The organism is Streptomyces sp. NPDC048196, from assembly GCF_040652715.1.
Lineage (GTDB): Bacteria > Actinomycetota > Actinomycetes > Streptomycetales > Streptomycetaceae > Streptomyces > Streptomyces siderophoricus.
The window spans coordinates 16,982-27,796 of sequence record NZ_JBEZMM010000075.1; the positions used below are offsets into that span (position 1 = coordinate 16,982).

Sequence of the window (10,815 nt, forward strand, 5' to 3'; positions counted from 1 at the left end):
CGGGGCCCTCTCACGTCTCGCCCTCCCGGCGGAAGCGGCGCAGCAGCCAGGAGGAGAAGGAACCCACGACCGCGCCGACCAGGGCGACGCCGACGAACATCAGGACCGCGCCGGTGACCCGGCCGCGGGCGGTGACCGGGGTGATGTCGCCGTAACCGGTGGTGGTCAGGGTCGAGCACGCCCACCACACCGCGTCGCCGAAGGTGTGGACGGTGCTGCCCGGGGCGTGCCGTTCGTCGTGGAAGACGGCGAGGCTCGCGGCGAAGCCGAGCAGCAGGGAGGTCAGGCCCGCGTAGGCCATCACCCGGGCCTCCAGGGCGAGCCGGGGATGGTCCCGGCGACGCTGCATCCGGTCGTGCGTCTCGACCAGCCGCAGCGGCCGGAGCAGCGGAAGGACGGTCACGACCAGGTCCAGCCAGTGGGTGCGGACGAAGCGCCGCCGGTCGTCGCTGAGCAGCAGCCGGGCCAGGTATTCGGCGACGAAGAGGCCCCAGGTGCCGACGGTGACCAGCGCCCAGAAGGTCTGCCAGCCGGGGGACAGGCCGGGAACCAGCACCTGGACCGCGTAGGAGGCCAGGAAGAGCAGCGAAGCGGCGAGGAGGTACGGCTCGGCGGCGCGCTCCCACTCCCGTCGCCGCTGTTCCCTGTCCACCGGCCCAGCATCGTCCAGCGGCCGGTGCGATGCGCCCCAACGACACGCTGCCAATGGGCGACGCCATATGCTGGCCCGTATGACAAGCGAGCCGGAGCAGCAGATCGGAGTCGGGACGCAGGACGCCTTCCAGCGCCTGTGGACGCCCCACCGGATGGCCTACATCCAGGGCGAGAACAAGCCGAGCGGCCCGGGGGCCGACGACGGCTGCCCGTTCTGCACGATCCCGGCGAAGTCCGACGAGGACGGGCTGGTGATCGCCCGCGGCGAGCGCGTCTACGCGGTGCTGAACCTGTACCCGTACAACGGCGGTCACCTCATGGTCGTCCCGTTCCGGCACGTGGCCGACTACACCGAGCTGGACGAGGCGGAGACCGCGGAGCTGGCGGAGTTCACCAAGCGGGCGATGACCGCGCTGCGGACCGCGTCGGGGGCGCACGGCTTCAACATCGGGATGAACCAGGGCACGGTGGCCGGTGCGGGCATCGCGGCCCATCTGCACCAACACGTGGTCCCGCGCTGGGGCGGCGACACGAACTTCATGCCGGTCGTCGGGCACACCAAGGTGCTGCCGCAACTCCTCGCCGACACCCGGGCGATGCTGGCCGCCGCCTGGCCCGCGTAGGGTGCCCGCCGTCGTCCGGGCTGCCCGCCGGGGCCGGCCCGGAGGCGACACGTACGAGGGCGAATCGGATAGATCGCCCTAATTCGGATTAGTTGCCTCTCTAATGGGGTGGTGACTTCCCCAGATCGTCGCTCGGTGCTGCGCGCGGCCGCCTCGGCCGCTGCCGCGGGCGCGCTGATGTCGGGCTGCGACCCCCACCGGGACGAGGAGCACGGCCCCGCACGGGACGCCGGCCCGAGCCCGTCCCCGGCGGACGGGGGAACGCACCGGCCGGCCCACGCCGCGCGCCCGCCCACCCGGGTGCCCGGCCTGCCCGTACAGATCGAGAACGGCCCGCGCGACGCCCGCGCGGTCGCGCTGACCTTCCACGGCCGGGGCGACCCGAAGCTGGCGACCGCCCTGCTGGGCGAGGCCGAGCGGGCCGGCGCCCGGATCACCGTGCTCGTCGTCGGCGACTGGCTCGACGCCCAGCCGCAGATGGCCCGCCGCATCCTCGACGGCGGCCACGAACTGGGCAACCACACCCTGCACCACCGCGACATCTGCGCCCTGCCGGCCGCCGACGCCTACGCCGAGATCACCGGCTGCGCCGACCGGCTGCGCCGGCTCACCGGGACCATCGGCAGCTGGTTCCGCCCCTCGCAGACCCGGCGCGCCACCGACCTGGTGACACAGCTGGCCCGCAAGGCCGGCTATCCGCACGTCCTCTCCTACGACGTGGACTCCCTCGACGCGAACGACCCCGGCGCCCCGGCCGTCCGGCGCACGGTCCTGGACGCGGTCCGGCCGGGCTCGGTCGTGAGCCTCCACCTCGGGCACGCCGGCACGGTGGCCGCGCTGCCCCCGATCCTCGACGGCCTCCGCCGGCGCGGACTGCGCGCGGTGACGACAACGGAGCTAGTGACCTGATGGCTGACCGCAACCGTACCCACGACCGTAAGAGCCCCCGCGTCCGCCGCCGGGCGTCCGCGCTGCTCGCCGTGGCCTGCGCGCTGGTGGCGGCGGCCTGCAGCGGGGAGGGCAAGCCGGCCGGGCAGAGCCCCCGGCCGGTCGAACGCGCACCGGTCAAGGCCGCCAAGCCGGGACTGCCGGGCATGCCGCCGCTGATCGACGAGCACGACCTGTACGCGGCCGACCGCCCGGGCAAACTGGTCCCGGAGGTCAAGGACTTCCCGCCGCGGATCTACGTGCCCAACACCGGCTCCGACACGGTCAGCGTCATCGACCCGAAGACGTACAAGGTCATCGAGACCATCCCGGTGGGCGTCCAGCCGCAGCACGTCGTACCGTCCTGGGACCTGAAGACGCTCTGGGTCAACAACAACCGGGGGCACGATCTGACCCCGATCGACCCGGCCACCGGCAAGGCCGGCGAGCCGGTCAAGGTGCACGACCCGTACAACCTCTACTTCACGCCCAACGGCAGGTACGCCGTCGTGATGGCCTCGATGGACCGCCAACTGGTCTTCCGCGACCCGCACACCATGGAGATCCGCAAGACCCTCCCGGTCAACTGCGCCGGCGTCAACCACGCCGACTTTTCGCCGGACGGCCGGTACTTCATCGTCTCCTGCGAGTTCTCCGGGGAACTGCTCAAGGTCGACACCGAGAAGATGAAGGTCATCGGCCAGGAGAAGCTGCCGTTCGACGGGGCGATGCCGCAGGACGTGAAGATCTCCCCGGACGGCCGGACCTGGTACATCGCCGACATGATGGCCGACGGCATCTGGGTCATGAACGGCGACACCTTCGACCGGCCCAAGCTCATGCCGACCGGCAAGGGCGCCCACGGCCTCTACGTCAGCCGCGACTCGCGGTACATGTACATCTCCAACCGCGGCGAGGGCTCGATCTCCCTGCTCGACTTCAAGACGGGCGAACTCGTCGACAAGTGGCACATCCGCGGCGGCGGCAGCCCCGACATGGGCGGACTGTCCACCGACGGCAAGGTGCTGTGGCTGTCCGGCCGCTACAACTCCGAGGTCTACGCGCTCGACACGAAGACCGGCAAGACCCTCGCCAAGATCCCGGTCGGCCAGGGCCCGCACGGCCTGGCCGTCTACCCGCAGCCCGGGCGGTACTCCCTGGGGCACACCGGCATCTTCCGGTGACCCCGGGGCCACCCGGCCCCACGACCCGGCCCCCGGCTAGGCGTTGTACTCGTCGGCCTTCTGCGGCTCCACGCCCTGGATCATGCCGCTGAGCACCAGCGAACGGTTGGTGAAGCGCTCGGTGTCCACGCCGTGCTCCGCCAGGACGCCCATGGCGGCGGCGTGCACCGTGCGCAGGACCGGGGTCGCGGCGCGCAGCGCGTCATCGGCCATGAAGCGGTGCCGCCAGGGCTTGTCCGCCCAGACGTGCCGCAGACCGAACGGCTCGGGCAGGGTCAGCTTCCCGCCGAGGAAGTCCAGCACCGGCGGGAACCACGTCAGCGGCGCCCGGGCGGCCAGCCGGACCACCTCCTTGGGCTCGATGAGCGGGAGGTGCTGGGTCTTGGTCTCCCAGAACTTGACGACCTTGGCGACGTCCTTGGTCTTCGGCTCCGGCTTGGTCGTGAACAGGCCGTTCACCGGACCGAGGGCATGGCCGGTCACCTCGATGCGCAGCGTCTCGTGCAGCACCGTGACGGTGATCATCAGCGTGATCACCAACTGGCCGTCCCACAGCACGAACTGCACACCGAGGTAGTGGCGGTTGCCGCTGCCGAACTGCTGCTCGTTGCAGATCCGCTCTATCTCGTGCCCGCGGATCTGGTACGCCTCCACGTGCGCGCCCTCGGGCCGGGCGACGGCGGCGGCCTTCTCCCCGACCGGGGAGACGATCCAATGGCGCACGGACGGGGTGGGGAAACCGCCGGTGTGCAACGGGCTGCGCTCCAGCAGCCGCAGCTTGTCGTGGATCGCCCGGATCACGTCCCAGCTGCGGAACGGGTGGATCTCGGTGCCCTCCTGGGCCGGCTTGAGCTCCTCGGCGAGCTGCCAGCTGCCCCAGCGGGTACCCATGCCGAGTATGCCCTTGGGGCCGGCGTAGAAGACCACGTTGCTGTTCTGCTCGGCGGTGACCATCGCGAGGTTCTGACGGAGGGTCTCGGCGGCGGTCTGGTTCGGGTCCTGCGGCACCGCCTCGGGGATCTTCGCGGCCACCCCGCCGCCCTCCAGCAGCCCCTTCCACGACTCCCGCATGGCCACCGCGGTCTTCTCGCAGATCTGCTTGGCCCACCACCAGCCGATCATCGGCGCGATCATCATGGCCCGCGCGTACATCGGCCAGAAGCCGGTCATCGGCAGCTTGACCATGAAGAACAGCCCGAGACCGGCCAGCACGGTCAGCAGCGTCGCGCCGAGCAGCGAGACGCCGTTGCCCTCGCCGTCCTTGGAGAGCATCTTCCGCAGCTGGAAGACGCCCAGCCACAGCAGCACACCGGGCAGGAACACCACGCCGAACAGCACCATCAGCACCGTCAGCTTGGAATCCCGCTGCTTGCGGATGCGGGTGGCCGACAGGCAGTGCTCGACGACGGTCTGCGGCTCGATGCCGAACGACTGGATCAGCGGCTTGCGGCCGCCACCGAGCATCCGCACCTGCACCGCCCGCGCGAACGCCTCCCCCAGATTGGGCTCGAACAGCGACAGCTTCGGCTTCTTGATCTCGGCCTTGGCGGTGTCGGAGTCCGCCTTGGCGATGGCGACCAGCGGATCGTCACGGTAGGCGGCCGAGGCCAGTGCCTGGGTCGCCGCCGTCTGACCGGCGCTCCCCGAGAGCGGCACCTGCGCCCCAGGACTGAAGTCAAAGCCGTCTGCCACTACCGCCCCCCACACCGCTCGCATCCGATGATGCGGCTCTTCCCGACTTCCGCCGACGGCACACCTGTGACCCCGCGTCGCCGCCGCCGAACAGGTGTCCGTCACACCCTGGTCAACGGCAGGACCTCAGCGTACAGCCGCCGTCCACCCCAAGGGAGTTGAGCCGGACGACGGCTGATTCGGGGCTGTGTCAGGTTCCTTTCCGGGCGCTTTCCGGGCGCATTCAGGGCGGTTTCAGGTCTGATCCGGCGTCAACTAGCCGCCGTCCCCGGCCGCTTCCTGCACCTTCGCGGCGAGCTGCGGCGGCATCGGTTCGTGCCGGAGGTGCACCCGGGAGAACCGGCCGGTGCCGTGCGAGAGCGACCGCAGGTCGACCGCGTACCGGCCGATCTCGATCTCCGGCACCTCCGCGCGGACGACGGTACGGCCGGCCCCGGACTGCTCGGTGCCCACGACCCGGCCGCGGCGCCCCGACAGATCACTCATCACCGGCCCCACGTACTCGTCCGGAACCATCACACTGACCTCGCAGAACGGTTCCAGCAGATCGATCCGGGCGTCGGCGGCCGCCTCCCGCAGTGCCAGCGCACCCGCCGTCTGGAACGCGGCGTCCGAGGAGTCGACCGAGTGCGCCTTGCCGTCGAGCAGCGTGACGCGGATGTCGACCAGCGGATGCCCGGCGGCGACCCCGCGCCCGGCCTGGGCACGCACCCCCTTCTCGACGGACGGGATGAACTGCCGCGGCACCGCACCGCCCACGACCTTGTCCACGAACTCGATGCCCGAACCGCCCGGCAGCGGCTCGATCTCGATCTCGCAGATCGCGAACTGGCCGTGCCCACCGGACTGTTTGACGTGCCGGCCGCGGCCCGCGGCGGACTCGCCGAAGGTCTCCCGCAGCGGCACCTTGTGCGGCACGGTGTCGACCTGGACGCCGTACCGGGTCCGCAGCCGCTCCAGCGCCACGTCCACATGGGCCTCGCCCAGACACCACAGCACCACCTGATGGGTGTCCTGGTTGTGCTCCAGCCGCATCGTCGGATCCTCCGCGACCAGCCGGGCCAGGCCCTGGGACAGCTTGTCCTCGTCCGCCTTGCTGTGCGCCTGGATGGCGACCGGCAGCAGCGGGTCCGGCATCGACCAGGGCTCCATCAGCAGCGGATCGTCCTTCGCGGACAGGGTGTCGCCGGTCTCGGCACGGGTCAGCTTCGCCACACACGCCAGATCACCGGCGATCGCCTGCGGCAGCGGACGCTGCTGCTTGCCGAACGGGGCGGACAGCGCGCCCACCCGCTCGTCGACGTCGTGGTCCTCGTGCCCCCGGTCCGCGAGGCCGTGGCCCGAGACGTGCACCGTCTCGTCCGGACGCAGCGTGCCGGAGAAGACCCGGACCAGCGAGATCCGGCCGACATACGGGTCGGACGAGGTCTTGACCACCTCCGCGGCCAGCGGACCGGCCGGATCGCACGCGAGCACCGGGCGCGGCCTGCCGTCCGGGGTGGTCACCGCGGGCGCCTCGCGCTCCGCGGGCGTCGGGAAACCACCGGTGATCAGCTCCAGCAGCTCGACCGTCCCCAGCCCCTGCTTCGACCCCTCCGCGGCCGGGGCCGCGGCCAGCACGGGATGGAAGGTGCCGCGGGCCACCGCCGTCTCCAGGTCACCGACGAGCGTCTTGATGTCGATGTCCTCACCACCGAGGTAGCGGTCCATCAGGGACTCGTCCTCGCTCTCGGCGATGATCGCCTCGATCAGCCGGCCGCGGGCCTCCTCGATCAGCGGCAGCTCCTCGGCGGTCGGCTCCCGCTCGGCGCGCTCCCCGGAGGAGTAGTCGAAGACCCGCTGGGAGAGCAGGCCGATCAGACCGCGTACGGGGGCGTGGCCATCGGCACCCGGCGTCCCGTACAGCGGCAGATAGAGCGGCACCACGGCGTCCGGATCCTCCCCGCCGAAGGTGGCCCGGCACAGCTCGGTCATCTCGTCGAAGTCGGACCGGGACGCCTCCAGGTGCGTGACGACCAGCGCCCGCGGCATCCCGACCGCCGCACACTCGTCCCACACCATGCGGGTCGCGCCGGCCACACCGTCGGCCGCCGAGACGACGAAAAGGGCCGCGTCCGCTGCGCGCAGACCGGCCCTGAGTTCCCCGACGAAATCGGCGTATCCGGGGGTGTCCAGGATATTGATCTTGATTCCGCCCCAGTCCACCGGGACCAGGGACAGCTGTACCGAACGTTGCTGGCGGTGCTCGATCTCGTCGTAGTCCGACAGACAGCCACCGTCCTCGACCCGCCCGGCCCGGTTGACCGCGCCGGACGCCAGCGCGAGCGCCTCGACCAGGGTGGTCTTTCCCGATCCGCTGTGGCCGACCAGCACCACGTTCCGCAGGTCCGTGGGCCGGCCGGCCGTTACCGCCCTTCCGGCGGCTCCCGGGTGTGTACTCGTCTTCTCGCTCATGTGTCTCGCCTCCAGGTCGACACTTTGCGGTGATTCGAGCTTTCCACCGTGGTCATCAGCCGTCCATAGATGGCACAGCGCCCCCGCGCTCACAAGGGGTCCAAGGGGCCCGCACGCGCGCCCGGAGGCGCACGCCGCCCGGCCCGAGCCGCGGGATGCACCCTGCGCCGCGATGCCTTCGTGGTGGCCGCAGACCTCGTGGCTACGATGGGCCAGCCGGTGGCCCCTTGACCGCGCGGCCCGTATCGACCTTCGGGAAGGCCATGCTGAACAAGTACGCGCGTGCTTTCTTCACGCGTGTTCTCACGCCGTTCGCCGCCCTGCTCATCCGCCTCGGCATCAGCCCGGACGCGGTCACCCTCATCGGCACCGGCGGCGTGGTGGCCGGCGCGCTGATCTTCTACCCGCAGGGCGAGTTCTTCTGGGGAACGGTCGTCATCACGCTGTTCGTCTTCTCCGACCTCGTCGACGGCAACATGGCCCGGCAACTGGGCCGCTCCAGCCGCTGGGGCGCCTTCCTCGACTCCACCCTCGACCGGGTCGCCGATTCGGCCATCTTCGGCGGGCTGGCCCTCTGGTACGCCGGCGGCGGCAACAGCCTGATCCTCTGCGCCATCGCGATCTTCTGCCTGGCCAGCGGCCAGGTCGTCTCGTACACCAAGGCCCGCGGCGAGGCCATCGGACTGCCGGTGGCCGTCAACGGCCTGGTGGAACGCGCCGAACGGCTGGTCATCACCCTCGTCGCCTGCGGCCTCTCGGGTCTGCACAAATTCGGGGTACCCGGCATCGAAACACTGCTGCCGATCGCCCTGTGGATCGTCGCCATCGGCAGCACCGTCACCCTCGGCCAGCGCGTGGTGACGGTACGCCGCGAATCGGCCGAGGCCGACGCCATCGCACGAGGGGGGAACAGCGCATGAGCCCGCGGCTGCCGCGGATCGACACCGGCACACTCACCGACGCGCTCTACGGACTGGGCTGGAGCACCGTCAAACGGCTGCCCGAAGCCGTCGCGGTACGCCTCGGCCGGCAGATCGCCGACACCGCCTGGAAGCGCCGCGGCAAGGGCGTACGCCGCCTGGAGACGAACCTCGCCCGGGTCGTCCCCGACGCCTCCCCACAGCGCCTGGCCGAGCTCTCCCGCGCCGGAATGCGCTCGTACATGCGCTACTGGATGGAGTCCTTCCGCCTCCCCGCCTGGAGCAAGGACCGCATAAGGAACGGCTTCGTCCCCGAGGACGTCCACCACCTCACCGACGGCCTCAAGAGCGACCGCGGCGTCATCCTCGCCTTGCCCCACATGGGCAACTACGACCTCGCGGGCGTCTGGGTCACCACCAAGCTCAACACCCCCTTCACCACCGTCGCCGAGCGCCTCAAACCGGAATCCCTCTACGACCGCTTCGTCGCCTACCGCGAGGGCCTGGGCATGGAGGTCCTGCCGCACACCGGCGGCGCCGCCTTCGGCACCCTCGCCCACCGCCTGCGGGCCGGCGGCCTGGTCTGCCTGGTCGCCGACCGCGACCTGTCCAGCTCCGGCATACCGGTCAAGTTCTTCGGCGAGGAGACCAAGATGCCCGCCGGCCCGGCGATGCTCGCCCTCCAGACCGGCGCCATGCTGCTGCCCGTCACCCTCTGGTACGACGACACCCCCGTCATGCGCGGCCGGGTCCACCCGGAGATCGAGGTCCCCGAGACCGGCACCCGCCCCGAGAAAGCCGCCCAGATGACCCAGGCGCTCGCCGACGCCTTCGCCTCCGGCATCGCCGACCACCCCGAGGACTGGCACATGCTCCAGCGCCTGTGGCTCGCCGACCTGGAGCCCCGCGAGCCCGGAACGGAGACGGCGTGAAGATCGGCATCGTCTGCCCCTACGCCTGGGACGTCCCCGGCGGCGTGCAGTTCCACATCCGCGACCTGGCCGAGCACCTCATCCGGCTCGGCCACGAGGTCTCCGTCCTCGCCCCCTCCGACGACGACACCCCCCTCCCGCCCTACGTCGTCTCCGCCGGCCGCGCCGTACCCGTGCCCTACAACGGCTCGGTCGCCCGCCTCAACTTCGGCTTCCTCTCCGCCGCCCGGGTCCGCCGCTGGCTGCAGAACGGCGCCTTCGACGTCATCCACATCCACGAACCGGCCTCACCCTCCCTGGGCCTGCTCGCCTGCTGGGCCGCCCAGGGCCCGATCGTGGCCACCTTCCACACCTCCAACCCGCGCTCCCGCGCGATGATCGCCGCCTACCCGATCCTCCAGCCCGCCCTGGAGAAGATCAGCGCCCGCATCGCGGTCAGCGAATACGCCCGCCGCACCCTGGTCGAACACCTCGGCGGTGACGCCGTCGTCATCCCCAACGGCGTCGACGTCGACTTCTTCGCCCGCGCCGAACCCAAGGCCGCATGGCAATCGGTGCGCACCTCCGGCGAGGACGGTGAGGGACGACGGGCGGCCACGATCGGCTTCATCGGCCGCATCGACGAACCCCGCAAGGGCCTGCCCGTCCTCATGAAGGCCCTGCCCAAGATCCTCGCCGAGGTCCCCGACGCCCGCCTCCTCGTCGCCGGCCGCGGCGACGAGGAAGAGGCCGTCGCCACCCTCCCCGCCGAACTCCGCTCCCGGGTCGAATTCCTCGGCATGGTCAGCGACGAGGACAAGGCCCGCCTGCTCCGCAGCGTCGACCTCTACATCGCCCCCAACACGGGCGGCGAATCCTTCGGCATCATCCTCGTGGAGGCCATGTCCGCCGGCGCCCCCGTACTCGCCAGCGACCTCGACGCGTTCGCCCAGGTCCTCGACCAGGGCGAGGCCGGCGAACTCTTCACCAACGAGGACGCGGACGCCCTCGCCACCACGGCGGTCCGCCTCCTCGGCGACCCGGCCCGCCTCGCCGAACTCCGCACCCGCGGCACCCGCCACGTCCGCCGCTTCGACTGGTCCACGGTCGGCGCGGACATCCTCGCGGTCTACGAAACGGTGACGGCCGGGGCGGCTTCGGTTCTGCCCACGTAGTCGTCCGTGGCGCCGCGGGGCTTGCGGTTGTGCGCTTTGCGGGGCCGCGCACGTACTTGGCCGTCCCGCCGCGGGGCTTGCCGTTGTGCGCTTTGCGGCGCCGCGCACGTACTTGGCCGTCCCGCCGCGGGTGGTCTCGCCGTTGCGCCTGCGGCGGGCTGGGTGTGTGTCGGGTGCGGTGACGGGCCTGCGGGGCCGGTTGTGTGGACTGCTGTCGCTTTACGTCCACACAACCGGCCCCACCCGCCCCTCCCCACCCCGTGGGGGAGTGTGGG

Annotated in this window: 9 protein-coding genes; 6 read left to right on the forward strand and 3 right to left on the reverse strand. The window is 71.3% G+C overall.

What is annotated here, in order from left to right; translation table 11 throughout:
- Positions 1-10 precede the first annotated feature (10 nt).
- Positions 11-652 carry a potassium channel family protein gene (locus AB0E02_RS36570; protein ID WP_362148161.1) on the reverse strand — a complete coding sequence of 214 codons (642 nt, stop codon included), beginning with the start codon at positions 650-652 and terminating at the stop codon, positions 11-13.
- A gap of 67 nt (positions 653-719) precedes the next feature.
- On the opposite strand from AB0E02_RS36570, the gene AB0E02_RS36575 reads away from it, so the two are divergent.
- From AB0E02_RS36575 to AB0E02_RS36585, 3 genes are all read left to right on the forward strand, one after another.
- On the forward strand, positions 720-1,277 hold the full coding sequence (locus AB0E02_RS36575) for an HIT domain-containing protein (protein WP_030415304.1): 558 nt from the start codon (positions 720-722) through the stop codon (positions 1,275-1,277).
- A 135-nt stretch (positions 1,278-1,412) separates the two neighbouring features.
- Positions 1,413-2,186: a polysaccharide deacetylase family protein gene (locus AB0E02_RS36580; RefSeq protein WP_362148185.1), complete on the forward strand. Its 774-nt coding sequence runs from the start codon at positions 1,413-1,415 to the stop codon at positions 2,184-2,186.
- Positions 2,186-3,388, forward strand: coding sequence for a hypothetical protein (locus AB0E02_RS36585; RefSeq protein WP_362148165.1), 1,203 nt, complete (start codon positions 2,186-2,188; stop codon positions 3,386-3,388). The genes AB0E02_RS36580 and AB0E02_RS36585 overlap by 1 nt, the downstream gene beginning before the upstream one ends.
- Before the next feature lie 36 nt (positions 3,389-3,424).
- Here AB0E02_RS36585 and AB0E02_RS36590 read toward each other — a convergent pair whose 3' ends face one another.
- Positions 3,425-5,104 (reverse strand): hypothetical protein, encoded by a 1,680-nt coding sequence (locus tag AB0E02_RS36590; RefSeq protein WP_362148168.1) that lies wholly within the window; start codon positions 5,102-5,104, stop codon positions 3,425-3,427.
- Between the two features lie 231 nt (positions 5,105-5,335).
- Positions 5,336-7,534 carry an elongation factor G-like protein EF-G2 gene (locus tag AB0E02_RS36595; protein ID WP_362148171.1) on the reverse strand — a complete coding sequence of 733 codons (2,199 nt, stop codon included), beginning with the start codon at positions 7,532-7,534 and terminating at the stop codon, positions 5,336-5,338.
- A 263-nt stretch (positions 7,535-7,797) separates the two neighbouring features.
- Between AB0E02_RS36595 and pgsA the strand changes: the two genes are divergently transcribed.
- From pgsA to AB0E02_RS36610, 3 genes are read left to right on the forward strand one after another with little or no spacing between them, the layout of a single operon-like run.
- Positions 7,798-8,454, forward strand: coding sequence for a phosphatidylinositol phosphate synthase (gene pgsA, locus AB0E02_RS36600; protein WP_362148174.1), 657 nt, complete (start codon positions 7,798-7,800; stop codon positions 8,452-8,454).
- Positions 8,451-9,386, forward strand: coding sequence for a phosphatidylinositol mannoside acyltransferase (locus AB0E02_RS36605; RefSeq protein WP_362148177.1), 936 nt, complete (start codon positions 8,451-8,453; stop codon positions 9,384-9,386). Before pgsA ends, AB0E02_RS36605 begins: the two co-directional genes overlap by 4 nt.
- A complete protein-coding gene (locus tag AB0E02_RS36610; protein ID WP_362148180.1) occupies positions 9,383-10,540 on the forward strand; it encodes a glycosyltransferase family 4 protein in 1,158 nt (385 codons plus the stop codon). The genes AB0E02_RS36605 and AB0E02_RS36610 overlap by 4 nt, the downstream gene beginning before the upstream one ends.
- Positions 10,541-10,815 lie beyond the last annotated feature (275 nt).